Raw genomic sequence first — 24,433 nt, 5'->3', positions numbered from 1 at the left:
TTACGGCAGGCGAGCGGCGGCTTCAAGCGCGAGCACATAGGATTGCGCGCCAAAGCCGCTGATGCTGCCATGCGCCGCCATCGCGACATAGCTTTTGTGGCGGAAAGCCTCGCGCGCATGCGGGTTCGACAGATGCACCTCGATCACCGGGGTGCGGATCGCGCGGATCGCGTCGTACAGCGCGACCGAGGTGTGGGTGAAGGCCGCGGCGTTGAGCAGCACCGCGCGCGCGCCCTCGGCCTGCGCCTCGTGCAGCCAATCGACCAGATGGCCTTCATGGTTCGACTGGCGGACCTCGACCTCGACGCCGAGCTCGCGCGCGCGATCCTCGAGCATCCCAGCAATGTCGTCGAGCGTGTCGGCGCCATAGACATCGGGCTCGCGCATGCCGAGCAGGTTGAGGTTGGGGCCGTTGAGGACATAGATGGTCGCCGGGATCGCGGCTGGATTCGTTTCGGCCATCATGCCCCTCTTGCTTGCGGGCACGCTCTCGCACCCCTAGATCGCGCATTCCTTACCCGTTCGTGTCGAGCGAAGTCGAGACATGTCGCGGGCGCAACGAAACTCGTTTGCGGGCTTTGCTCGAAACGAACGGCTTGGGGCAGACATGCACACCGACGGTACCGTATCGATCATGGTCAATGGCGAGCACAAGCGTGTTCGCGCGGGCCTCAGCATTGCCGGACTGGCGAGCGAACTCGGCCTCGTGCCCGAAAAGGTCGCGGTCGAGCGCAATCTCGAGGTCGTGCCGCGTTCGACGCTGGGCGATGTCATGGTCGAGGATGGCGATGAGCTCGAGATCGTCCATTTCGTCGGCGGCGGCGACCATGAGCCCGCGGTCGACACCGACAGCTGGAGCGTCGCCGGGCGCACCTTCCGCTCGCGGCTGATCGTCGGCACGGGCAAGTACAAGGACTTCGCGCAGAACGCCGCCGCGGTCGAAGCCGCGGGGGCCGAGATCGTTACCGTCGCGGTGCGCCGGGTGAACGTCAGCGACCCCAAGGCGCCGATGCTCACCGACTTCATCGATCCCAAGCGCGTGACGTATCTGCCCAACACCGCGGGCTGCTTCACCGGCGACGAGGCGATCCGCACGCTGCGGCTGGCGCGGGAGGCCGGGGGCTGGGATCTGGTGAAGCTCGAAGTGCTCGGCGAGGCTCGTACGCTGTATCCCGACATGGTCGAGACGCTGCGCGCGACCGAGGTGCTGGCCAAGGAAGGCTTTCTGCCGATGGTCTATTGCGTCGACGACCCCATCGCGGCGAAGCGTCTCGAGGATGCCGGCGCGGTCGCGATCATGCCGCTGGGCGCGCCGATTGGATCGGGGCTGGGGATCCAGAACCGGATCACGATCCGGCTGATCGTCGAGGGGGCCAAGGTGCCGGTATTGGTCGATGCGGGGGTCGGCACCGCCTCCGATGCCGCCGTGGCGATGGAGCTCGGCTGTGACGGCGTGCTGATGAACACCGCGATCGCCGAAGCCAAGAACCCGGTGATGATGGCGGCGGCGATGAAGGCCGCGGTCGAATCGGGGCGGCTCGCCTATCGCGCGGGACGGATGGGGCAGCGGCGCTATGCCGATCCATCGAGCCCGCTGGCCGGGCTTATCTAACTCGGAACCAAGTTCACCCCGGGCCGTTCTTACCACAAGCGCAAGCAATGATGGCAAACATCGTCGCCGCACATGATTTGAGGAGAAACCCCATGGGTGAATTCGTAGACAAGGTCAAAGGCAACACCAACGAAGCCATTGGCGAAGTCAAGCAGCAGTCGAGCAATCCTGAGACGCGCGCCGAAGGCGAAGCGCAGGAAGCCAAGGGCAAGCTTCAGCAGACTGCAGGCAAGGTCAAGGGCGCCCTCGGCGACGACATCTGACCTGCAGCGTTACTTCAGGTAACGCGAAACGATTGGGCCGCTCCGGGAAACCGGGGCGGCCTTTTTCGTGGGGTTCATCCTTGGAAGATCAGCGCGCGCGGATCGCGCTGATCGTCGTGGCCGGATTGATCACTTCAATGTTGGTACGCAGATGGAGCAGCCGCACACCGGACTGTTCCTGCGCGCGGGCGAGCGCCGGGGCGAAATCCTCGGTACGCTCGACGGTTTCGGACCAGCAGCCATAGGCGCGCGCCAGGGCGGCGAAATCGGGGTTGGCGAGCCGCGTGGCGCTCACCCGGCCGGGGAATTCGCGCTCCTGGTGCATGCGGATCGTGCCGTATCCGCCATTGTCGATCACCAGCACGAGCATATCGGCGCCATGCTGGACCGCGGTCGCGAGCTCCTGGCCGTTCATCAGGAAGTCGCCGTCGCCCGCCAAGGCCACGACCATGCGGTCGGGCGCGCGAAGCGCGGCGGCGACGGCGGCGGGTACGCCATAGCCCATCGCACCGCAGGTCGGCGCGAGTTGCGAGGGCTGGACGCCATAATGCCAATAGCGGTGCCACCAGCCGGCGAAATTGCCCGCGCCGTTGCAGATGATCGTATCCGCCGGCAGCGCTTCGCGCATCGCCGCGACGCATAAGCCCAAGTCGAGCGTCACGCCTTCGCGCGGCTTGGGGGTCGACCATTCGCGCCATTCGGCGTGCGCCTCGGTTCCGCCGGCGTGCGGGGTCGGCGGATAGTCGGCGCGCACCAGCGCATCGGCGAACGAGAAGGTGTCCGAACAGACCGCGACGTCGGCGCGATAGACGCGGTTGAGTTCGGCGGGATCGGGGTGGACGTGGATCAGCTTCTGGCCCGGATGGTCGGGGGTGATCAGCGTATAGCCGTCGGTGGTCGCCTCGCCGAGCCGGGCGCCGAGGACGAGCACGACATCGGCAGCCTTGATCCGCGCGACCAGCTTGGGGTTGGGGCCATAGCCCAGATTGCCCGCCCACGCCTTCGACGCGTTGGGGATCGCGTCCTGCCGGCGGAACGCGCCTGCGACGGGGATGCCCCAGTTGCGCGCGAAGCAATCGAAGGCGCCGGTGGTCGCTTTGTCCCAGCCCGCGCCGCCGACGATCGCTACGGGGCGCTCTGCGGCGCGCAGCAGGTCGAGCGCCGCGTCGGCGTCGTCGGGATTGGCGGCCTGCCAGACGCGCTCGATCCGCGGCCGATCGACCGCCTCGACCACATCGCACAGCATGTCCTCGGGCAGCGCGATCACCACCGGGCCGGGGCGGCCGCTGATCGCGGTGTTCCACGCGCGCGCGACATATTCGGGGATTCGCGCGGCGTCCTCGATCCGCGTCGCCCATTTGGCGAGCGGCGCGAACATCGCGGGAAAATCGACTTCCTGAAACCCTTCGCGGTCGCGCATGCCGCGGTCGACGTCGCCGATGAACAACAGCATCGGCTGCGAATCCTGCATCGCGACATGGACCCCGATGCTGGCATTGGTCGCGCCCGGCCCGCGGGTGACGAAGCACACGCCGGGCCGCTGCGTCATCGCCGCGTCGGCGCAGGCCATGAAGGCCGCACCCCCCTCCTGCCGGCAGGTCACGACGTCGATTTCGGGCACGTCGACCAGCGCGTCGAGCACCGCGAGGAAGCTCTCGCCGGGCACCTGGAACAGCCGATCGCACCCTTGCGCTACCAGATTGTCGACGAGGATCCGGCCGCCGGTGCGCTTGGTCATGCGATACTCTCCTGCAACGCCCGCTCGATCGGACCGTCAATCATCGTCGGCCGCAAAGCCCTGTTCCTCGACCGCGGCCAGCAGCACGGTGATCGCGGCGCGTTCTTCCTCGCCGATATCGGGTCGCCAGATTTCGAACAACAGCACCACCCGGTCCGAGCTGCCGCGATTCCACGCCTCATGCTCGAAGCTGTCGTCGAGGATCAGCAGCTCGCCTTCGCGCCATTGGCGGGTATGGCTGCCGACGCGGATGCCGCAGCCATCGGGCACCACCAGCGGCAAATGGCAGATCAGCCGGGTGTTGAAGACGCCGTGGTGCGGCGCGATGTGGGTGCCGGGCTTGAGCCGCGAGAACAACGCCATCGGCGAGCGGGTGCCGATCGCGGGCTGCGGCGCAAACGCCAGCGCCGCCATCGTCGCGGGGCAGCGCGCGGCATGCACGGGGTGCGGGCGCCCCTGTTCGATCAAGTGGATGGCGCCCCAGCCGGGATGTTCGAGCAGGTGGTTGGCGGGGGCCGGCGCGCGCGGGTCGGCGCGGACATAGGGGGTGAAGACATCCTGGAGCGCGGTCAATTCGTCGCGAATCGCATCGGTCGCGGCTTCGACTTGCGAGGCCCAGGCGAATTCGGAGCGGTCGAAGAACGCGCGCTGCGCTAGGCCGGGGAAATAGAACATCGAGGGCTGCTCGAGGTACAGCTGGCGGCGACCCAGCAGCAGGTCGATCGCCTCGGCGACGCGCGGCGGGGTGTCGGCGCGCGTCAGCCCCGCGGCTTCGACCGCGGCGACCATCGTGTCGGTGAAATGCTGCGTTTGCTCGGCAAGGAACGCCTGCGCCTCGCGGAGCGCCGGGTGAAGCGCCGGCGGCGGCGGTGTCGCGGCGGCTACCGCCAGCGCGGTGCGCAGGAACCGTACCGCCACGCGCGGTTCGCCCGCGCGCCGTTCGCAATCGCCGCGCGCCAACAATGCCGACAGGTGGCGCGGTTCGTGGCGCAACGCTTCGATCAGCGCCGCGCGCTCGGCGGCAAGATTGCCCGCCTGGCGTTCGACAAAGGCAAGTGCCGTGGCGCGATCGGCGCTCGCCCCGAGTCGCCCCAACATCGCGCGCGCGCCGTCCAGATCGCGCGCCCGCGCCAATCCGATCGCTGCGCCGACATTGTCGAGGACGTTTCGCTGCTGCATCGAAGCCAAGGTGCCGCAACGCTTCGCCGTTGCCTAGATGGCACATGGTTTATAAGCACGGCGGCATCTCTCCATCGTTCCACGAGGCCGCGCATGCAGAAACTCTATCCCGATGCCGCAGCCGCGCTCGACAGGCTGCTCCATGATGGCATGACGATCTGCGCGGGCGGGTTCGGCCTGTGCGGTATTCCCGAACGGCTGATCGATGCGATCCAGGCATCGGGGGTCAAGGACCTGACGATCGCCAGCAACAATGCCGGCATTGACAATGAGGGCCTCGGCAAGCTGCTGCGCACGCGGCAGGTAAGGAAGATGATCTCGTCCTATGTCGGCGAGAACAAGGAATTCGAGCGGCAATATCTCTCGGGCGAGCTCGAGGTCGAATTCTGTCCGCAGGGCACGCTCGCCGAACGCTGCCGCGCGGGTGGGGCGGGGATTCCGGGCTTCTATACCAAGACCGGGGTCGGCACCTTGGTGGCCGAGGGCAAGGAGACCAAGGTCTTTGATGGCCCAAACGGGCCTGAAGAATATATCCTCGAACGCGGCATCCGTGCCGACCTTTCGATCATCAAGGGGTGGAAGGCCGACGAGGCGGGCAATCTGATCTTCCGCAAGACCGCGCGCAACTTCAACCAGCCGATGGCGACCGCGGGGCGAATCTGCGTCGCCGAGGTCGAGGAGATCGTGCCGGTCGGCTCGCTCGATGCCGACGCGGTGCATCTGCCCGGCATCTACGTGAAGCGGATGATCGTCGGCGCGCCCTATGACAAGAAGATCGAGTTCCGCACCGTCCGCGAGCGCGCGGCGTGAGCGAGGGGTTCTCTCCCCTCGCTGGAAGGGAGGGGCCGGGGGTGGGTCGCGTGTTCGCGGTACGGCCACCCGATAGTGTGGACGGCGACCGTATCGCCCGGACCAGACCCACCCCCAACCCCTCCCTTTCAGGGAGGGGAGTGATGACGGCTGGCCTTCTCGCACTCTCGGCGTGCGCGACTGCGCCGGCGCAGGTGGCGAGCGCGCCGCCGCCGCCGCCCAAGCAATATCAGTGGCTGCTGGGGTCGGGCGAGGCGGCGGTGCTGTCGCGCCAGGCCTATGACGGGATGGTCGATCATGTCGCTGCGGCGCTCGACGCGCGCAAGGCCGGTCGCGCGGTTGATTCCGCAATCTTTGCCCCCGGCGCGACACCGACCGCGCCTAGCTGGGCTAGCTGTGGTGCCAAGCCGCCGGCGGTGGTGCTCGATATGGACGAGACCGCGATTTTGAACACCGGTGCGAATTACGACACCGCGCTGCGCGGCGATCCGCCGTTCGATCCGGCGCGCTGGGAGCGCTGGGAGCAGGATGGTGCGACGCTGGTCGAGCCCGCCCCTGGTGCGGTCGATGCGCTGGCGAAGCTGCGCGCGGCGGGCGTCGCGGTCGTGTTCAATTCTAACCGCGAGAACCGCTTCGCGCGCCAGGCCACAGAAGCGCTCCGCGCAGCGGGGCTGGGCGATGCCAAGCCGGGCGAGACGCTGTTCCTGCGCGGCGATGTCGCCCCCGGATCGGGCAAGGACCCACGCCGCACCGCGATCGCCGAGCGCTATTGCGTGCTGGCGATGGCGGGCGACCAGCTCGGCGATTTCTCCGACGCCTTCAACGACAAGGCGCTCGGCGTACAGCAGCGCCGCGCGCTCGCGGTGACGCCGGGTATCGCGGGCAAATGGGGCAAGGGCTGGTTCCTGCTTCCCAACCCGATGTACGGCCCCGGCGTCGCGGGCGGCTATGACGACCTGTTTCCGGCGGACAAGCGCTGGACCCCCAAAGGAGCGAACTGACATGCCCTGGACTCGTGACGAGATGGCGGCGCGCGCCGCCAAGGAACTGCAGGACGGCTTCTATGTGAATTTGGGCATCGGCATCCCGACGCTGGTCGCCAACCACATCCCCGCGGGGGTCGAGGTGACGCTGCAATCGGAGAACGGGATGCTCGGCATCGGCCCGTTTCCCTTTGCGGGCGAGGAAGACCCCGACCTGATCAACGCGGGCAAGCAGACGATCAGCGAGCTGCCGCAATCGGTCTATTTCTCGAGCGCCGACAGCTTCGCGATGATCCGCGGCGGGCATATCGATCTGACCGTGCTCGGCGCGATGGAAGTCGCCGAAAATGGCGACATCGCCAACTGGATGATCCCCGGCAAGATGATCAAGGGGATGGGCGGCGCGATGGACCTGGTCGCGGGGGTCAAGAAGATCATCGTGGTGATGGAGCACACCTCGAAGAACGGCGATCCGAAGTTCATCCCGGCGTGCACGCTGCCGCTCACCGGCAAGAACGTCGTCGACATGATCGTCACCGATCTGGCGGTGTTCCAGCGCCCCGACCATGACAGCGCGTTCCGGCTGGTCGAGACCGCGCCCGGCGTCACCGCCGACGAGGTCGCCGCCAAGACCACCGCGCGGTACGAGGCGTGATCCGGCTGGCGGTGCCGGCACTGATCGCGGCGGCACTGTCGGCCTGTTCGCCGCCCGCCCTGCTCAACCGCCTCGATTCGGTCGCGGGCGGCGGGGCCGGGGTCGAGCGCGCGGGCCAGGGGATGGCGTTCGGCAGCCACGGCCAGACGCTCGACGTGTGGCGTCCGCGCGGTGGCGGCACGCACCCTGTGGTGATCTTCTGGTATGGCGGCGGCTGGGTGTCGGGCCGGCGCGAGGAATATGGCTTTGCCGGGCGCGCGCTGGCGGCCCGCGGCTTCGTCGTGGTGGTGCCCGATTACCGCAAGGTGCCCGCGGTGCGCTTCCCCGCCTTTGTCGAGGATGGCGCGCAGGCGGTACGCTGGACGCGCGACACGATCGCGTCCTTTGGCGGCGATCCCGAGCGGATCGCGCTCGCGGGCCATTCGGCGGGCGCCTATACCGTCGCGATGCTGGCGCTCGACCCGCGTTTTCTCGCGGCTGAGGGGGTGCCTGCGGGCACCGTAAAGGCCGGGATCGGCCTGAGCGGGCCCTATGACTTCTATCCCTTCGACACGCGGCGCTCGATCGACGCGATGGCGGGGGTGGCCGATCCGGCGGCGACCCAGCCGGTCAATTTCGCGCGCCGGGATGCGCCGCCGATGCTGCTGGTGACGAGCAGCGACGATACCGTGGTGCGCCCGCGCAACGCGATCAACCTCGCCGCGCGGCTGAAGGCAGCGGGCGCGCCGGTCGAACTGCGCAATTACCCCGGGCTGGCGCATGAGGAAGTCGTGATGGCGCTCGCCAAGCCGTTTCGCGGCAAGGGGCCGGTGCTCGACGACAGCGTGGCGTTTCTCGAGCGGACGCTGGCCAAGCGATAGATCAGGCGCGTGCGCGCAGCGGCACCGGATCGGGCGCGACCATCCGATCGACGAACGCCTGGTGCGGCGGCAGCTTGGCGACCGTCGCGCCCACCTGTCCCGACAGATTGCCGAGCACTTCCTTGAGCCGCCCCGGCGGCATCAGCCGCGCGACGCGGTTGTGCCCCGCGGGATGCAGTTCCTGCCCCAGCATCACCTGCACCCAGGAGGTGACGGTGAATAGTTCGTCGCTCGCCTGGAACGCCTGTGCGCTCTCGGCGAACAAAGCGATCCGCTGGGCGAGGCTGTCGGGCAGCGACGCCTCGCGATGCGCGCGCCAGAAGGGCTCGTTGCGCTGGTTGAGGTGGTAATGCAGGACGATGAAGTCGCGCACCCCCTCGATCTCGCGCCGCGACATGTCGTTGAAGCGCGCCGCGGCGGGGGCATTGACGCCGTCGAAGGGGAACAGCTGGAGCAGCCGGGTGAGCGCGATCATGATCAGGTGGATGCTGGTCGATTCGAGCGGCTCGACGAACCCGCCCGCCAGGCTCAGTGCGACGCAATTATGCTCCCACGCCTTGGCGCGGCGCCCGGTCTGGAAGCGGATCAGCCGCGGATCGGTCAGCACCTTGCCCTGCACCGCGCCGAGCAACCGCTGGTGCGCGGCATCGTCTGACAGATGGTCGCTGCAATAGACGATGCCGTTGCCGACGCGGTGCTGGAGCGGGATTCGCCACTGCCAGCCGGCATCGTGCGCGGTGGCGCGGGTATAGGGCACCGCGGGCCCGACCGCGGCGGTCTGCACCGCCAGCGCGCGGTTGGTGGGCAGCCAGTGGCTCCAATCCTCATAGGGCACGCCCAGCGCGTCGCCGATCAGCAGCGCGCGGAAGCCGGTGCAATCGATGAACAGATCGCTCTCGATCCGCGACCCGTCGGCCATCACCACTGCGGCGATGTCGCCGGTTTCGGGATCGCGTTCGGCGCGGGTGATCCGGCCCTCGATCCGCGTCAGCCCATCGGCTTCGCAGCGTTCGCGCAGGAAGCGGGCGTAGCGAGCGGCATCGAAATGATAGGCGTAGTTGAGTTTCGTCTCGGGCCGTCCGGCAAAGCGCTCGGCGCGCGCGGCTTCATGCTCGACGCAATAGGCGCCGAGTTCGGCATTGCTGCCCTGCGCGCGTGCTTCGAGCCAGAAATGGTGGAAATCGGCCATCCAGGTCGAGGTGCCGAGCGTGCCGAACGAATGGATGTAGCGCGAATCGGGCTGCGACCAGCCTTCGAAGGAGATGCCGAGCTTGAAGGTCGCGCCGGTTTCGCGAACGAAATCCTGCTCGTCGATCCCGAGCAGCGTGTGGAAGGCCCGCACGGTGGGGATGGTCGATTCGCCGACCCCGACGGTGCCGATCTCGTCGGATTCGATCAGCGTCACCTCGACCAGCTTGCCGATCTGGCGTGTCAGCAAAGCGGCGGCGAGCCAGCCGGCGGTACCGCCGCCGGCAATCACGACGCGTTTCACGGGCTTCATCGGTTCAGCCTCCGCAAGAGTTCGGCGCGCAGCCGCCGCGCGCCCATGTCGTCGAGCGGGGCGAGCGGACCCTGCGCGGCCCTTGGCAGATGCGCCACCGGGCGGGTGGCGGGGCCGAAGACATAATAGTCGAACATCGCCGCCCACGCATCCTTCTCGGCCTGCGGCCGATCGCGCAGGCTGAGCATCGCGTGGAGCAGCGTGTTCATCGGGGTATCGGCAAACGCCGGCGCGGCGTTCCACCAATAATTCACCAGGATGTTGAAATCATCAAGCGCCTCGACTTGGTGCCACCACAAAGCCGGATACACGACCGCGTCGCCCGGCCCGAGCTCGGCGATCTGCGCCGCCTGCGCCGCGTGCGCGAAATTGGGAAAGGCGGTGAGATCGGGATCGGCGAGGTTCACCAGCGACACGACTTGCCCGCCGGGGGTGGGTTCGAGCGGGCCGGGGTAGAGGTTGGCGACCTGATCGGGGGGGAACAGCGTGAAGCGACGGCGGCCCGCGGCGACGCACGCGATGTTGTTCGACATGTCGTAATGCGTCGTTGCGGTGGTCCGGTTGCCGATCCAGATGCTGCGCAGCACGCGATCGAAGGCAGGCCCCGGCAGCGCGAGCGGATTGGCGTCGCTGAAGCCGGGGAAATATTGGTCGAGGTCGGTCGATCCGACGTAGAAGCCGGGGGCGGCGGGGTCGCCGAGCGAGCCGAGGATGCGCGCAAGATAGTCGTCGAGCTGGACGCGTTCGCGATCGAAATCGAGGCTGGTGAGCGTCTCGTCGTAATAATAGCGCCCGCGCAATTCGGGTCGCGCGGTGTAGCCGGTACCGGGGCGGCCATTGTAGAATTGCAGCACATAGTCGGCGGCCGCCTTGGCGCCGCTGCGTCCCGCCGCCACTACCGGCCAGTCGGCAACCAGCCCGCGGATCACTACCGGCTGGCCCGCCGCGACCAAGGCTTCGAGATCAGCCGCGGCGGGGTCGCCGGCCGAAATCTCGATCGCGTGCCGGTCGGTGATCGGCTGGGTCACGTCGCCGCACGCTTTCGGTTCTTGCGCGCGATCAACTCGGCGATGTTGCCGAGCGAGCAGGCGGCCATCGTCGCGGCGTGGAGCAACCCGTTGCGGTGCAGCCGTTCGAGCGCCTCGCCCGACAGCCCGGCGAGCGCCTGTGGATCGACCGTCAGCAGGTCGGGCACTTCATATTGGGTCTCGTCGTCGAGATCGATCTGCATCGTCACCGGCTTCAACAGCCCGGCGGCTTCGAGCTCGGCGTTGATCGCGGGCGCGGTCTGCATTCCTTCGAAGATGACGTTCAGCACCGCGCCGGCCTCGTCGAGGTACGGCGCGTTGCCGCCATGATCGAGGAACAGCGGCAATCCGTCGGGATCGCCGACGCGCGGATCGTCGAGGTCGACATGGATCATCAAGTCGGTGTTCGCGGGCGCGCCGCCAGGTTCGGGCCGTGCCAGTGCAATCGAGAAGGGGCCGCGGCGCTGGACCGCGGGGACATAGCGGCTGGTCCAGCCATGCTGGCCGAGGAACAGGTTCTCGTCGCGATCGAGCCCGAGCAGGACATAGGCGTCGATCGCGTCGTCGTTGCGGCGGAAGACGATCGCGAACTCGCGCTGGAGCTCCTGAAACTCGGAAGGGAATACCGGCAGCTGGTTGGCGCAGTCGCCGAACGCGGCGCCGCTGCGGATCGCCACCTTCATGGCGTGATGATCGACGTTGTTGAGCAAAACGCGGTTCATTCGGTCGTGACGCCCTTCAAGGATGCAACAGGGTAGCAATCGTCCGGCGCCGGTCCAAACGGAAAGGGCCGCCCATGACGGACGGCCCTTCCTGATTTGTACGGTACCGGCAGGTGCCGATCAGAAGCGATAGCGGGCACCGAAAAGGATGCGTGGCTTGAGCTCCTGCGCGAATACCAGGTTGCGCTCGGTCCGGCCGTAGGTCCGCACGCTTTCGCTGAGCAGGTTGATGCCCTCGAGCGTGAGCGCGATGTTGTCGTTGACGTCGTAGCTGATGTTGGCGTCGAGCGTCCCGAACGGCGCGACGAACAGCGGGTTGCGGTTGCCGCCCTGGTTGGTGGCCGTCAGGTAGGATGCGCGCCAGTTGTAGGCGACGCGCGCAGACAAACCGCTCTTGTCATAGATCGCGGTGGCGTTGGCGCTGTCGCCCAAGCCGGTCAGTGCGAAGATGTTGACCAACGGGTCGGCATAGGGGTCGACGTTCACGTCGCCGCTGACCTTGGTATACGACCCAGCAAAACCGAAGCCGGTATCACCAAAGAAGTGGGTCAGGGCAAATTCGAAACCGTTGATCTTGCCTTCGCGGTTGTTGATCGGCTGCGATACCGAGAAATTGAACAGCGGATCATTGGCGTCGGCAACAATGTCGACTTGGTTGAGGACCGTATCGACAAACCCCTGGTTCAGTGCGCCGTTCGAATAATTCGCCTCGAACTGCGCGGTTGCTGCGGCCTGGTTACCGTTGTTGCGGATCAGCAACGCAGTGTATGTGAACAGGTTGACGTCGCTCAAATCGCGCGCGTTGGCGCGAAGATAGGCGGCGGCAATTCCCGAGCGCGAACCCGGTGCGCCCGATGTCGGGTCGCGCAACCCGAACAGTTCTTGATTGATCACGCCGTTGCCGAGGAAGTTCGACACGCGCTTGTCGAAGAAGCCAAGCGAAACGAAGCTCGACGGCTTATAATACCATTCGACCGACACGTCGAAATTGTCCGACAGCAATGGTAGCAGGTTGGCGTTGCCCGAGCTGCCGGTGGGGATGCCCCCCAGCAAGGTCGGCCGACCTGGTGCACCGGCAGACGACGTGGCGAAGAGGCTGCCGTAATCGGGGCGACCAAGCGTGCGGCTAAACGAAACGCGTGCCTTGACGTTCTGGATCGGCTCGACGCTGAAATCGACCGCGGGTAGCAGGTTGTTGTAGTTGCCGCGCTGAGTGATCGTCGTGAACACCCCGCTGGCATCGCCGCGGAAATCATTGTCCGAAATCCAGGTGATGTTGTTGTAGGTCTGGACCGCATCGGACCTGACGCGCGTCTGCTCGTACCGCGCGCCGATCACGAGGTTGGCGGGAACCTGCGCGACTTCGCCGTTCCAGGTGAACTGACCATAGACCGCCCAGATGCGCTCTTGCACCGTGTCGTCGGCAGGCGCCGACGCGATGTCGGGATTGCCGAGACCTGCATAATAGGGGCTGAATACGTTGAGCAGATCGACCGCATTGCCGCGAAAGGCGATCAGCGACGACCCGGTCGCGCCTGGATCGAAATCGTCGAACTTGCAGGTGATGCAAATCGTGTCGACCAAATCGCCCGCCAGCCGGTTGACGATTCCGGTGTCCTCAATTCCCCAGTTACCCAGCGTCTGTTGGGTTTGCGCCTGTGTCGAGCGCATCTTCGAATCGGTATAGTTGAAGCCGGCGTCGAAGCGGCTGCCGCCGCCCAGATCCCAGCCAAGCTCGGCACGCGCCTGCGTGATCGTCTGCGTCTGGTTGGCAGTCACGGTGCGCCCGATCTGCGTACCCAGGTCACCGACGTCGAGCTGGTTGTTGCAATTGCCCTTCACGCAATCGTTGAGCGTCTGCGTCTGCTGCGGGAAGCCGCTGGTGAAGTCGAGCGTATGGCCTGCGATGACCGGCGCGCCCATCGAGAACAACGTTGCCGACGTCCCATTAGGGTTGTCCGGCGACGAGGTCGACTTCGAATGATGTCCGTCGAGCTTCAGCGTGAAGTTGTCGGCGAATTCCCACTTTGCATTGAGACCGACCGACACCAATTCGGTCTTGGTCGCGAAACGCTGTTGCTCGAAACCCTCGTCCTTCGGCCCGCTGGGCAGATAGTCCGACAGGAACGTGGCGGTCGCCATGTTGGGATTGTCGTCGAAGGTGACGCGGCTGAACGGGCGGTTGAACCAGTTGGTCTGCTCGCTGCGTTCCTCGCTCAGACGATTCTGCGCGTACAGGCTGTCGATGCTGATCTCGAGCCGGTCAGTCGGCCGAAACTGCAAAACGCCCTGGAAGTTGATACGTTCGCGGCGGTTTTCGGAGAACGCATAGCGGCTGTCGTTGGGGATCAGCACATAGGGCGCCGTCGGACGGCTATCGACCACGGTCAGCGCGTTGATGAAGGTACCCGGGGTGAAGAAAGTCGAGGTCGGAACCACGTTCCAATAGTTCGGATTCGAGTTCACCGATGCCGAATGGCGCAGCTGATAGCTGCCGAACACCGCCGCGCCGAAGGTGTTATCTTCGTTGGCATAGCTTAGGAGCCCCGAAAGCTCTGGGGTGATGCGGTTCTTGTCGCCCTCGGCCTTCTCGACCGAGGTGTCGTACAGGGCCTTGGCACCGATCGACCCGGTGAGGCCGCTTTCGCGCGCATCGAGCGGCTTGCGCGTGACGATGTTGATCGCGGCGCCGATGCCGCCCGACGGGATCGCGGCGCGACCGGTCTTGTACACTTCAAGCCCGCTGACGCCTTCCGACGCGACATTCTGGAAATCGAATGAGCGGCCTGCGCCGCGTGCGAAGGCGTTGGCGCCGCTGGTGTCGATGTTCGACGCCGGCAACTGGCGGCCGTTGACGGTCACCAGGTTATAGCCGCCCGAGAAACCACGGACCGCGACCTGCGAACCTTCGCCGTTGACGCGGTTGATCGACACGCCGGTGATACGCTGGAGCGATTCGGCGAGGTTGGTGTCGGGGAACTTACCGATGTCTTCGGCCGAGATCGCATCGACGACGCCCGACGAATTGCGCTTGATGTCGATCGCGCGCTGAAGGCTGGCGCGAACGCCGGTGACGACGATGTCCTCCTGCCCGGCGGTATCCTGATCCTGGCTGGCGACCGGTGCGGTCTCCGCCGGCTGCGCATTGGTCGGCGACTCGGCAGCGACCTGGGCGCTAGCCGTTCCCGGCAGCGCGAGCCACGTCAGCAATGCAATTGTCGATGTGGTGTGCGCGAGTGCGCGCGTGCGTGTTGAACGCATCGTAATCCCCTCCCTGTGCGGCGGTCGCCGCTCGCGTTGCCGACTCTTCTGGCCGTCCTGATAACGCTACCACTGCGGCAATTTGTGTCAATTGAGAAAGTACAACAAGGGTATAGCAGGCGAACTGATGTTGCGCGGCGGCCACAGTCGTGGCCGCCGCTAGCATCGCCGGGCTTAGGTCAATCGCGCGGGATCGGCGGGGGTATAGCGCGGCACGATCAGGTGAATCACCAGCAGCGCCAAAAGATATGCGCAAGACGCGACGATGAAGATCGGCTGGTAGCTGCCAAGCGTTTCTAGGATGTTGCCGGCGAAGCGCGCCATCAACATGCCGCCGATCGCGCCCGACAGTCCGCCCAGGCCGACGACCGATCCCGCCGCCCAGCGCGGCAACAGATCGCCGGGCAGCGCGTAGAGGTTGGCCGAGAAGCCCTGGTGCCCCGCGCAGGCCAGCCCGATCAGCAGCACCGCCCACCACATCGACGGCACCTCGGTCGCGAAGGCGATCGGCACCGCGCACAGCGCGCAGGCGAACATCGCGGTCTTGCGGCCGCGATTGATGCTCGCGCCGCGACCGATCAGCCGCGACGAGAACCAGCCGCCCGCCACCGATCCGACATCGGCGAGCAGATAGATCGCGATCAGCGGCGGCCCGAAGGCGAGCATGGTGACGCCATATTGGCGGTTGAAGAAGTCGGGCAGCCAGAACAGGAAGGTCCACCACACCGGATCGATCAGGAAGCGGCCCGCCATATACGCCCAGGTCTGACGCTGGCGCAGCAATTTGCTCCACGCGACGGCCCGCATCGGCTCGACCGGATCGCTCTCGATGAACGCCAGTTCCTCGGCCGAGACGCGCTTGTGCTCCTGCGGGCGGCGGTAGAAGCCCAGCCAGACGACCAGCCAGATGACGGTCAGCAGGCCAGTCAGGATGAACGCCATCCGCCAGCCCATCGTCACCGCGATGATCGGCACGATCAGCGGCGTCAGGATCGCGCCGATATTGCTGCCGGCGTTGAAGATGCCGATCGCCAGCGCGCGCTCGCGCTTGGGAAACCATTCGTTGGTCGCGGCGATCGCGGCGGGGAAGGTGCCCGCCTCGCCGATCGCCAGCGGTATCCGCGCGAGGATCATGCCCCCGGTCGAGGTGAAGAAGATGTGCGCGACATGGCCGATCGTCCAGATCGCCACCGCCATCGCATAGCCGATCCGCGCGCCGACCTTGTCGATCAGCCGCCCGAATACGACGTACGAGATACCGTACGCCGCCTGGAACCAGATCGCTAGGTCGGCATAGCCCGTCTCGCTCCAGCCATAGCGCCCCTGCAGGTCGGGCTTGAGCGTCGGCAGCACCAGCCGATCGACATAGCTCAGCACGACCGCGAAGAAGAGCAGCGCGCAGACGATCCAGCGGACATTGCCCGATGGCTTCGGCATCGCCGCGGCGGTTTCGGCGGTGTTGCTCACCAGTCGTGCATCGTGCCGTCTTCGAGACGGTTCACCGGCAGATAGGCGCGGCTATACTCATAGCCTGCCGCGAGTTCTTCATCGATGTCGACGCCGAGGCCCGGCGCATCGCCGGGGTGCATCGCGCCGTCGGCGAAGCTGTAGGCGTGCGGGAAGACCGCGTCGGTCTCGGGGGTGTGGCGCATATATTCCTGGACGCCGAAATTGGGCACCGACAGGTCGAAATGCAGCGCGGCGGCCATGCAGACCGGCGACAGGTCGGTCGCGCCGTGGCAGCCGGTCTTGATCTGGTAGAGGTCGGCGAGCGCGGCGATCCGGCGCAGATGGGTGATGCCGCCGGCATGGACCACGGTGGCGCGGATATAGTCGATCAGCTGGTTCTCGATCAGCGCCTTGCAGTCCCAGATCGAATTGAAGATCTCGCCCACCGCCAGCGGGCTGGTGGTGTGCTGGCGGATCAGCCGGAACGCGTCCTGGTTCTCGGCGGGGGTCGCGTCCTCGAGCCAGAAGGGGCGATACGGCTCGAGATCCTTGCCGAGGCGCCCGGCCTCGATCGGGGTCAGCCGGTGATGGATGTCGTGGAGCAGGTGGACGTCCCAGCCCAGCGCCTCGCGCGCTGCCTTGAACAATTCGGGCACGACGCGGAGATATTTGCTGGTCGACCAGACATTCTCGCTCGGCAGATCGGCATCGGCGGGCTCGTAGAAATAACGGTCCTTCGACACGCCATAGGTCGATGCCATGCCGGGAACGCCGCATTGCAGCCGGATCGCCTTATACCCCTGCTGCTGATATTCGAGCGCGGCCTCGATCGTGTCGTCGATCGATTTGCCATTGGCGTGGCCATAGACCATCACGCTCTCGCGGCTCGCCCCGCCGAGCAGCTGGTACACCGGCAGCCCCGCCAGCTTGCCCTTGATGTCCCACAACGCGGTATCGACCGCGGCGATCGCCGACATCGTCACCGGGCCGCGCCGCCAATAGGCGCCCTTGTACAGATACTGCCAGACATCCTCGATCCGGTGCGCGTCGCGACCCATCAGGCAGGGGATGACATGCTCGGTCAGATAGCTCGCCACCGCCAGCTCGCGGCCGTTGAGCGTTGCGTCGCCGACGCCGGTGGTGCCATCGTCGCACTCGATCTTGAGTGTGACGAAGTTGCGGCCGGGGCAGGTGATGATCACCCGGGCGGCGGTGATACGCGGCATTCGGCATCCTCTCGTTTTTCGGGGCGACGCTTAGCGTTTCCCCCGGATTTTGGCGATCGATGATCGCCCCTTTATTGATAGCGCTACCATGGTATAGCCCCTGTCTGTCAATGCCGGCCATGCACGAGCCGGCGAATCGGAGCGGATAAATTATGCAGCGATCGTTGACGAAATTCGGACTGGCCCTTGCAGCAACGCTGAGCGCCACCGCCCCCGCGCAGGCCGAAGACGGCTATGATCTGTGGCTGCGGCACGCGCCACTTCCTACCGCGCAGCGGCTGGCGGTCGATCCCTATGCCGGCTGCGTCGCCGCCGCGCAGCGCGCGACCCAGGTAACGATCGCGATCGCCGCGCGTGAGATCGAATCCGCGATCGACGCGATGACCGACAAAGCCGCGCCGCGCGATTGCACCGCCTCGGCCGCTGCCGCCGCACCCAGCCATGGCGTGATGATCGGCACGCGCGACGATCCCGCGATCGCCGCGCTCGGGCTGCCGCTCGCCAAGGCGGGGGATGAAGGCTTCGTGATCCGCAGCATCGAGCGCGACGGGCGTAAGCTGATCGTCGTCGCCGCCAATCGGCCGGTCGGCGTGTTGTACGGTGCGTTCGCGCTGCTGCGCGAGCTGCAGACCGGCACCGCGATCGATGCGCTCGACGTTACCGAACAGCCCAAGGTCGATCTTCGCTTGCTCAACCACTGGGACAATCTCGATCGCACCGTCGAGCGCGGCTATTCCGGCCAGTCGATCTGGGACTGGTGGAAGCTGCCCGACGTCAACGACCCGCGCTATACCGACTATGCGCGCGCCAACGCATCGATCGGCATCAACGGCGCGGTGCTCAACAACGTCAACGCCAAGCCCGACAGCATGACCGCGCCGTGGATCGCCAAGGCAGCCGCGGTCGCCGACGTGCTGCGTCCCTATGGCATCAAGGTCTATCTGTCGGCGCGCTGGTCGACCCCGGTCGAGCTCAAGCAGACCACCACCGCCGATCCGCTCGATCCCGCGGTGGCGGCGTGGTGGAAGGCCAAGGCCGACGAAATCTATGCCGCGATCCCCGATTTCGGCGGGTTCCTGGTGAAGGCCAATTCGGAAGGGCAGCCGGGGCCGCAGGATTACAAGCGCACCCATGCCGAGGGTGCCAACATGCTCGCCGCGGCGGTCAAGCCGCATGGCGGCATCGTGATGTGGCGCGCCTTCGTCTATTCGGAAGCCGATCCCGATGACCGCGCAAAGCAGGCCTATGCCGACTTCAAGCCGCTCGACGGCAAGTTCGCCGACAACGTCATCGTCCAGGTCAAGAACGGCGCGATCGACTTCCAGCCGCGCGAACCCTTCCACCCGATGTTCGGGACGATGCCCAAGACTCCGCTGATGATGGAGTTCCAGATCACCAAGGAATATCTCGGCTTCGCGACGCATCTCGCCTATCTCGCGCCGATGTACGAGGAGGTGCTCGACGCCGACACCTTCGCCAAGGGCAAGGGATCGACCGTCGCCGAGGTGATCGACGGGTCGCTCGAAGGGCACAAGCTCAACGGCATGGCGGGGGTCGCCAATATCGGCAGCGACCGCAACTGGTCGGGCTCGATCTTCGACCAGGCCAATTGGTACGCCTTTGGCCGGCTCGCCTGGGATCACCAATTGTCGTCGGACGCGATCGCGCGCGAATGGGCGAAGCAGACCTTCACCCCCGATCCGGCGTTCGTCCAGCCGGTCACCGCGATGATGATGGGGTCGCGCGAAACCGTCGTCGATTACATGACCCCGATGGGGCTCGCGCACCTGATGGCCACCGGCCACCATTATGGTCCGGGGCCGTGGGTGTCCGATCTGGCGCGCCCCGAATGGAACCCGGTCTATTATCACCGCGCCGACAAGGACGGCATCGGCTTCGATCGCACCGCGAGCGGATCGAACGCGGTCGCGCAATATATGCCGCAGGTGGCGCGCGGCTTCGCGAGCCGCCGCAGCGTCGACGACAAGGATCTCTTGTGGTTCCACCATGTCGGCTGGGACGAAAAGATGAAGTCGGGGCGGACGCTCTGGGCCGAATTGCTGCACCGCTATGATCGCGGCGTTGCCGGGGTGGGGGACATGCAGGCACGCTGGGCGACGCTCAAGCCCTTCGTCGATGCCCCGCGCTTCGAAGAGGTTACCCGCTTCCTTGCGATCCAGCAGCGCGAGGCCATATGGTGGCGTGACGCCAGTATCGCCTATTTCGCGAGCGTTTCAGGCCGGGCGTTGCCAACGGGCGTCCAGCCCCCAGCGCATGATCTCGAATATTACAAGGCCATCGAGCATTCCTATGCCCCTGGCCATCATTAAGACTGTAACGGAGAAGCATCTATGAAACTTACCGGCGATCTCTTCATCGGTGGCGAACGCCGCCAGTCGACCGAAAGCTTCCGTGCTTATGATCCCTCGAAGGGCACCGAGATCGACGATGCGTCGTTCTTCGGCGCGACCGAGCAGGACGTCGCCGACGCGTGCGCCGCTGCCGAAGCGGCATTCCTGCCCTATTCGAGCGCACCGATCGCCGACCGCGCCGCGTTCCTCGACGCGATCGCCGATGAGATCGAAGCGCTGGGCGACACGCTGGTCGAGCGCGTCTGCCGCGAGAGCGGGCTGCCGCCTGCGCGCATTACCGGCGAGCGCGGCCGCACCGCTGGCCAGATGCGGCTGTTCGCCAAGGAAATCCGCGACGGCCAGTGGCAGAAGCTGCGGATCGACCATGCCGACAAGCAGCGCACCCCGCCCAAGCCCGACCTTCGCCTGCGGATGATCGCGCTCGGCCCCGTCGCGGTGTTCGGCGCGTCGAACTTCCCGCTCGCCTTCTCGACCGCGGGTGGCGACACCGCCGCCGCGCTTGCCGCCGGTTGCCCGGTGGTGATGAAGGGCCACAGCGCGCACCCCGGCACCGCCGAGCTGATCGCCACCGCGATCGAGCGCGCGGTCGAAAAGACCGGCATGCCCAAGGGCGTGTTCAGCCTGGTCAACGGCATGTCGCGCAAGGTCGGCCAGGCGCTGGTCGCCGATCCGCGGATCATGGCGGTCGGCTTCACCGGATCGCGCACCGGCGGCGAGGCGCTGATGAAGATCGCCGCCGAGCGTCTGCGGCCGATCCCGGTCTATGCCGAAATGTCGGCGATCAACCCCGTCGTGCTGATGCCCGAGGCGTTGAAGGCACGCGGCGCAGCGCTTGCCGAAGCCTATGTCGCCAGCCTCGGCATGGGTGCGGGCCAGTTCTGCACCAATCCCGGCCTGGTCATGGCGATCGACGGTCCCGAGCTCGACGCCTTCGTCGCGCGTGCGGGCGAAGTGCTGACCGGCCAGGCGGCGCAGGTGATGCTCACCTCGGGCATCTACCAGGCGTTCGAGGACGGCAAGGCCAAGCTCGAGGGCAGCCCCTTCGTCACCAAGGTCGCCGAGGGTGCCGAGGCTGCCGGGCCGACGCAGGGCCGCGCCGCGCTGTTCAGCGTCGCGGGCAAGGACTTCCTGGCCGATCCGGTCCATCTGCACGAGGTGTTCGGTGCGTCGTCGGTGGTGGTGCGCTGCGCCAACCTCGACGAACTGCTGAGCGTGTTGTCCGAGCTCGAAGGCCAGCTCACCGCGACGCTGCAGATCGACGAGGGCGACTATGCCGATGCCAAGCGCGTCCTGCCGGTGCTCGAGCGCACCGTCGGCCGCATCCTGGCCAATGGCTGGCCGACCGGCGTCGAAGTGACGCACGCGATGGTCCATGGCGGCCCGTATCCGGCGACGTCGGATGGGCGTTCGACCTCGGTCGGCACGCTGGCGATCGATCGCTTCCTGCGCCCGGTCAGCTATCAGGACCTGCCCGAGGCGCTGCTGCCCGAAGCGCTGCGCGAAGGCGCGCAGGCCGGCGTGCTGACCCGCGTCGACGGCGCCTGGAAGCTCTGATCGGCTGAACCCGCCCCCACTTGCCTCGCGGTCGCCAAGGCGACATCGTCATGCGATGGCAAGTGGGGGAGGGGCTTCCCGATCGGCTGCGAACGATAGCCGGCGGTTGCAACGACCTTGCAAAGCCCCGGAACGTCGTCGGAGAGTTGCGTGAATAGCCTGCCTGAACCCCGGCCGCTTGCCGAACGCGAACCGGTCGCCGCCGACCGTTTCACCACCGACATCTTCGATCACTATGAGCCGATCGTGCTGCGCGGCCAGGCCGCGCAATGGCCCGCGGTTGCGGCGGCGCGCGAGGGGCACGAAGCGATCGCGCGCTATATCGCCGGCTTCGATACCGGACGCCCCGTCGAGGTGATGGTCGGCGCCCCGACGATCGAGGGGCGCTTCTTCTACCGCGACGACATGCGCGGCTTCAATTTCAAGCGCGAGCCCGCCAGCGTCACCACGCTGCTGCGCGAACTCGTGCGGCTGGCGGCCGACCCGGCGGCGCCCGCTCTCTATGCGGGTGCGGCGGCGGCGGGGCAGCATCTTCCCGGCTGGATCGAGGCCAATGCGATCGGCCTGCCGCTCGCTGGCGCCACCCCGCGCGTCTGGATCGGCAACGCCACCCATGTATCGACGCATTTCGACATCTCGCCGAACCTTGCCTGCGTCGTCGCGGGCGAGCGGCGCTTCCTGCTGTTCCCGCCCGACCAGATCGCCAACCTCTATATCGGCCCGATCGACGTCACGATGGCGGGGCAGCCGTCGAGCATGGTCGATCCCTATGCCCCTGATCTCGATCGCTTCCCGCGCTTCGCCGAGGCGATGCGCCATGCCCGCGTCGCAGTGCTGCGGCCCGGCGACGCGATCTTCATGCCCGCTTTGTGGTGGCACAATATCCGCGCGTTCGGCCCGCTCAACGTGCTGGTCAATTATTGGTGGGACAGCGACCCGCGCGCATCGCCGCTGGGGGTGCTCGCGCACGCGCTGCTCGCGATCCGCGACCTGCCGCCGGGCGAGCGCGCGGCGTGGCGCGGGTGGTTCGACCATTATATCTTCGGCGATGCCGCCCCCGCCGCGGTCGATCACCTGCCCGAACATGCGCGCGGGGTGCTCGGGCCGGCGACCCCGGCACGCGACGATCGGCTGCGAACCTTCCTGAAGAACACGCTGCCGGGCTGAGCAATATGCACGATCGGTCCATGTTGCGGACCGGCGTCAACGCTGATAGCGCTATCAGCATAAGCCGGATTGGGAGAGGTACATGCAGGTAAACTGGAGTTCGCAGGCATTGCCTGTCGATCACGCCGATGCGGTGCTCGCGGGCCGGGTGCTGACCCCGCAGGGGCCGGTGCCGGTGATCGTCCGCGGCGGCACGGTGGAATCGGTGATCGCGCATGCCGAGACGACGTCGGACCTGTTCGACATGGCCGATCCCACCGCGGTGTCGGGCGAGGCGCTCTGCGCGGTCGAGGATCTCGGCGCCGCCGGTTCGGACGCGCGCTTCCAGCTGCTGGCGCCGATCGACCTGCAATGCGTCAAGGCGGCGGGCGTCACCTTCGCGGTGTCGGCGATCGAGCGGGTGATCGAGGAGCGTGCGCGCGGCGATTCGGCTGCAGCATCGGCGATCCGCGCCGAGCTCGAGGAAAAGGTCGGCGGCGGTATCCGCTCGGTGGTGCCGGGCAGCGACGATGCCGCACGGCTCAAGACCGCGTTGATCGACGCGGGCATGTGGTCGCAATATCTCGAGGTCGCGATCGGCCCCGATGCCGAGGTCTTCACCAAGACCCCTGTGCTGTCGTCGATCGGCTGGGGCGGCGAAGTCGGCGTCCGGTCGGATTCGACCTGGAACAATCCCGAGCCTGAAATCGTGCTGGTGTCGGACAGCCGCGGTCGTACCATCGGCGCGACGTTGGGCAACGACGTCAATCTTCGCGATTTCGAGGGGCGCAGCGCGCTGCTGCTCGGCAAGGCGAAGGACAATAACGCATCGTGCGCGATCGGGCCGTTCGTTCGGCTGTTCGATGGCGGCTTCACGATGGACGATGTCCGCAGCGCCGAGCTCGACCTGACGATCGAGGGGACCGAGGGCTATACGCTGACCGGGCACAGCTCGATGCGCGAGATCAGCCGCGATCCCGAGGATCTGATGCGCCAGGCGATGAGCGAGCATCAATATCCCGACGGCTTCGTGCTGTTCCTGGGCACGTTGTTCGCGCCGGTGCAGGATCGCGACGAGCCGGGCCGCGGCTTCACCCACAAGCAGGGCGATGTCGTATCGATCCGCGCCGCGCGGCTGGGCACATTGGTCAACCGCGTCACCACGTCGAAGGCCGCCGCCCCGTGGGCGTTCGGCATCCGCGACCTGATGCGCAACCTCGCCGATCGCCGCCGCGCGGCGGCATGAACGACATTCTAGACAGCGGAACCACCATGGCCGAAGCCGACATCAGTATCTCGAAACAACAGACGGCCGCGCAGAGCAACCGCGCAATCTACCCCAGCCTGCGCGGCAAGCGCGTGCTGGTCACAGGGGGTGGATCGGGGATCGGCGCCGGCCTGGTCGAAGGCTTCGTCGCGCAGGGCGCCGACGTCACTTTCTTCGACATCGCCGAGGCCGATTCGCGCGCGCTGGTCGAAACGCTGGCCCCGGCCAAGGTGCGCTTCGAGCATGTCGACCTGACCAAGATCGATCTGCTTCGCGACACGATCGCGCGGCTGATCGCCGAGGAGGGCGCGTTCGACATTCTGGTGAACAACGCTGCCAATGACGACCGCCATTCGATCGACCAGGTCGACGAAGCCTATTGGGACAACCGCCTGTCGGTAAACCTGAAGCACATGTTCTTCAGCGCGCAGGCGGTGATCCCCGCGATGCGCGAACGCGGCGGCGGGGTGATCATCAACCTCGGCTCGATCTCGTGGCATTTGGCGCTGGCCGACCTGACCTTGTACCAGACCTGCAAGGCGGCGATCGAGGGCATGACCCGCAGCCTGGCGCGCGAACTCGGCCCCGACGGCATCCGCGCCACCTGCGTGATCCCGGGCAATGTCCGCACCGAGCGGCAGCTCAAATGGTACACGCCCGAGGGCGAGGCCGAGATTGTCGATGCGCAGTGCCTCAAGGGCCGGCTGCTCCCGCACGACATCGCGGCGATGGTGCTGTTCCTGGCGAGCGACGATGCCGCGCTGGTGACCGGGCATAACTATTTCGTGGACGCGGGCTGGCGGTGAG

General features: G+C 66.6%; 20 protein-coding genes. 11 read left to right on the top strand and 9 right to left on the bottom strand.

The genetic code is table 11. From position 1 onward, the window contains the following. A complete protein-coding gene (gene aroQ, locus NMP03_RS08310; RefSeq protein ID WP_256508067.1) occupies positions 1–438 on the bottom strand; it encodes a type II 3-dehydroquinate dehydratase in 438 nt (145 codons plus the stop codon). Positions 439–607: 169 nt separating this feature from the next. Between aroQ and thiS the strand changes: the two genes are divergently transcribed. After that, positions 608–1,612, top strand: a complete 1,005-nt coding sequence (gene thiS, locus NMP03_RS08300) for a sulfur carrier protein ThiS (protein WP_319937574.1) — start codon at positions 608–610, stop codon at positions 1,610–1,612. Between the two features lie 92 nt (positions 1,613–1,704). Continuing rightward, positions 1,705–1,875 (top strand): CsbD family protein, encoded by a 171-nt coding sequence (locus NMP03_RS08295; protein ID WP_256504883.1) that lies wholly within the window; start codon positions 1,705–1,707, stop codon positions 1,873–1,875. A gap of 88 nt (positions 1,876–1,963) precedes the next feature. Here the strand turns inward: NMP03_RS08295 and NMP03_RS08290 are convergent, their stop codons facing one another. Beyond that, positions 1,964–3,613 carry a thiamine pyrophosphate-dependent enzyme gene (locus NMP03_RS08290; protein WP_256504882.1) on the bottom strand — a complete coding sequence of 550 codons (1,650 nt, stop codon included), beginning with the start codon at positions 3,611–3,613 and terminating at the stop codon, positions 1,964–1,966. A 36-nt stretch (positions 3,614–3,649) separates the two neighbouring features. Continuing rightward, positions 3,650–4,792, bottom strand: a complete 1,143-nt coding sequence (locus NMP03_RS08285) for an aspartyl/asparaginyl beta-hydroxylase domain-containing protein (protein WP_256504881.1) — start codon at positions 4,790–4,792, stop codon at positions 3,650–3,652. A gap of 93 nt (positions 4,793–4,885) precedes the next feature. On the opposite strand from NMP03_RS08285, the gene NMP03_RS08280 reads away from it, so the two are divergent. From NMP03_RS08280 to NMP03_RS08265, 4 genes are all read left to right on the top strand, one after another. Beyond that, the gene (locus NMP03_RS08280) at positions 4,886–5,602 is read left to right on the top strand and encodes a CoA transferase subunit A (RefSeq protein ID WP_256504880.1); all 717 of its coding nucleotides are present in this window, start codon (positions 4,886–4,888) and stop codon (positions 5,600–5,602) included. A gap of 143 nt (positions 5,603–5,745) precedes the next feature. Continuing rightward, positions 5,746–6,603, top strand: coding sequence for a 5'-nucleotidase, lipoprotein e(P4) family (locus NMP03_RS08275; RefSeq protein ID WP_256504879.1), 858 nt, complete (start codon positions 5,746–5,748; stop codon positions 6,601–6,603). Position 6,604: 1 nt separating this feature from the next. Continuing rightward, positions 6,605–7,240 carry a CoA transferase subunit B gene (locus NMP03_RS08270; RefSeq protein WP_256504878.1) on the top strand — a complete coding sequence of 212 codons (636 nt, stop codon included), beginning with the start codon at positions 6,605–6,607 and terminating at the stop codon, positions 7,238–7,240. Beyond that, positions 7,237–8,100 (top strand): alpha/beta hydrolase, encoded by an 864-nt coding sequence (locus NMP03_RS08265; RefSeq protein WP_406697484.1) that lies wholly within the window; start codon positions 7,237–7,239, stop codon positions 8,098–8,100. Before NMP03_RS08270 ends, NMP03_RS08265 begins: the two co-directional genes overlap by 4 nt. A 1-nt stretch (position 8,101) precedes the next feature. On the opposite strand, the gene NMP03_RS08260 is transcribed toward NMP03_RS08265, so the two are convergent. The 6 genes from NMP03_RS08260 to manD form a co-directional block, all read right to left on the bottom strand. Beyond that, entirely contained in the window at positions 8,102–9,601 is a 1,500-nt protein-coding gene (locus NMP03_RS08260; protein WP_256504877.1) for a tryptophan halogenase family protein, read from the bottom strand. Further along, positions 9,598–10,629, bottom strand: a complete 1,032-nt coding sequence (locus tag NMP03_RS08255) for a cupin-like domain-containing protein (RefSeq protein ID WP_319937573.1) — start codon at positions 10,627–10,629, stop codon at positions 9,598–9,600. Before NMP03_RS08255 ends, NMP03_RS08260 begins: the two co-directional genes overlap by 4 nt. Next, complete coding sequence (locus tag NMP03_RS08250; RefSeq protein ID WP_256504876.1) at positions 10,626–11,351, bottom strand: SapC family protein; 726 nt, start codon at positions 11,349–11,351, stop codon at positions 10,626–10,628. The genes NMP03_RS08255 and NMP03_RS08250 overlap by 4 nt, the downstream gene beginning before the upstream one ends. 120 nt (positions 11,352–11,471) lie before the next feature. Continuing rightward, positions 11,472–14,612: a TonB-dependent receptor gene (locus tag NMP03_RS08245; RefSeq protein WP_256504875.1), complete on the bottom strand. Its 3,141-nt coding sequence runs from the start codon at positions 14,610–14,612 to the stop codon at positions 11,472–11,474. A gap of 174 nt (positions 14,613–14,786) precedes the next feature. Continuing rightward, on the bottom strand, positions 14,787–16,049 hold the full coding sequence (locus tag NMP03_RS08240) for an MFS transporter (RefSeq protein ID WP_256508063.1): 1,263 nt from the start codon (positions 16,047–16,049) through the stop codon (positions 14,787–14,789). Between the two features lie 26 nt (positions 16,050–16,075). Further along, entirely contained in the window at positions 16,076–17,287 is a 1,212-nt protein-coding gene (manD, locus tag NMP03_RS08235; RefSeq protein ID WP_256504874.1) for a D-mannonate dehydratase ManD, read from the bottom strand. Between the two features lie 152 nt (positions 17,288–17,439). Here manD and NMP03_RS08230 point away from each other — a divergent pair, with 152 nt between their 5' ends. The 5 genes from NMP03_RS08230 (at position 17,440) to NMP03_RS08210 (ending at position 24,432) form a co-directional block, all read left to right on the top strand. Further along, positions 17,440–19,617, top strand: a complete 2,178-nt coding sequence (locus NMP03_RS08230) for an alpha-glucuronidase family glycosyl hydrolase (RefSeq protein ID WP_406697480.1) — start codon at positions 17,440–17,442, stop codon at positions 19,615–19,617. Positions 19,618–19,638: 21 nt separating this feature from the next. Next, positions 19,639–21,213 (top strand): aldehyde dehydrogenase (NADP(+)), encoded by a 1,575-nt coding sequence (locus NMP03_RS08225; protein ID WP_256504872.1) that lies wholly within the window; start codon positions 19,639–19,641, stop codon positions 21,211–21,213. A 150-nt stretch (positions 21,214–21,363) separates the two neighbouring features. Then, a complete protein-coding gene (locus NMP03_RS08220; RefSeq protein ID WP_256504870.1) occupies positions 21,364–22,380 on the top strand; it encodes a cupin-like domain-containing protein in 1,017 nt (338 codons plus the stop codon). 82 nt (positions 22,381–22,462) lie between these two features. Next, complete coding sequence (locus NMP03_RS08215) at positions 22,463–23,605, top strand: fumarylacetoacetate hydrolase family protein (RefSeq protein ID WP_256504869.1); 1,143 nt, start codon at positions 22,463–22,465, stop codon at positions 23,603–23,605. 26 nt (positions 23,606–23,631) lie between these two features. After that, positions 23,632–24,432, top strand: a complete 801-nt coding sequence (locus NMP03_RS08210; protein WP_256508062.1) for an SDR family NAD(P)-dependent oxidoreductase — start codon at positions 23,632–23,634, stop codon at positions 24,430–24,432. The last annotated feature ends 1 nt before the right edge of the window (position 24,433 follow it).

The organism is Sphingomonas qomolangmaensis, assembly GCF_024496245.1.
Lineage (GTDB): Bacteria > Pseudomonadota > Alphaproteobacteria > Sphingomonadales > Sphingomonadaceae > Sphingomonas > Sphingomonas qomolangmaensis.
This window is presented reverse-complemented; position numbering and strand designations above follow the sequence as displayed.

Bases quoted from the DNA above. Each gene is read 5' to 3' on its own strand.
- NMP03_RS08225 (WP_256504872.1), top strand. From the start codon at position 19,639: ATGAAACTTACCGGCGATCTCTTCATCGGTGGCGAACGCCGCCAGTCG.
- manD (WP_256504874.1), bottom strand. From the start codon at position 17,287: ATGCCGCGTATCACCGCCGCCCGGGTGATCATCACCTGCCCCGGCCGC.
- NMP03_RS08245 (WP_256504875.1), bottom strand. From the start codon at position 14,612: ATGCGTTCAACACGCACGCGCGCACTCGCGCACACCACATCGACAATT.
- NMP03_RS08270 (WP_256504878.1), top strand. From the start codon at position 6,605: ATGCCCTGGACTCGTGACGAGATGGCGGCGCGCGCCGCCAAGGAACTG.
- NMP03_RS08210 (WP_256508062.1), top strand. From the start codon at position 23,632: ATGGCCGAAGCCGACATCAGTATCTCGAAACAACAGACGGCCGCGCAG.
- NMP03_RS08280 (WP_256504880.1), top strand. From the start codon at position 4,886: ATGCAGAAACTCTATCCCGATGCCGCAGCCGCGCTCGACAGGCTGCTC.
- thiS (WP_319937574.1), top strand. From the start codon at position 608: ATGCACACCGACGGTACCGTATCGATCATGGTCAATGGCGAGCACAAG.
- NMP03_RS08250 (WP_256504876.1), bottom strand. From the start codon at position 11,351: ATGAACCGCGTTTTGCTCAACAACGTCGATCATCACGCCATGAAGGTG.
- NMP03_RS08275 (WP_256504879.1), top strand. From the start codon at position 5,746: ATGACGGCTGGCCTTCTCGCACTCTCGGCGTGCGCGACTGCGCCGGCG.
- NMP03_RS08230 (WP_406697480.1), top strand. From the start codon at position 17,440: ATGCAGCGATCGTTGACGAAATTCGGACTGGCCCTTGCAGCAACGCTG.
- NMP03_RS08240 (WP_256508063.1), bottom strand. From the start codon at position 16,049: ATGCCGAAGCCATCGGGCAATGTCCGCTGGATCGTCTGCGCGCTGCTC.
- NMP03_RS08285 (WP_256504881.1), bottom strand. From the start codon at position 4,792: ATGCAGCAGCGAAACGTCCTCGACAATGTCGGCGCAGCGATCGGATTG.
- NMP03_RS08215 (WP_256504869.1), top strand. From the start codon at position 22,463: ATGCAGGTAAACTGGAGTTCGCAGGCATTGCCTGTCGATCACGCCGAT.
- NMP03_RS08295 (WP_256504883.1), top strand. From the start codon at position 1,705: ATGGGTGAATTCGTAGACAAGGTCAAAGGCAACACCAACGAAGCCATT.
- NMP03_RS08290 (WP_256504882.1), bottom strand. From the start codon at position 3,613: ATGACCAAGCGCACCGGCGGCCGGATCCTCGTCGACAATCTGGTAGCG.
- NMP03_RS08260 (WP_256504877.1), bottom strand. From the start codon at position 9,601: ATGAAGCCCGTGAAACGCGTCGTGATTGCCGGCGGCGGTACCGCCGGC.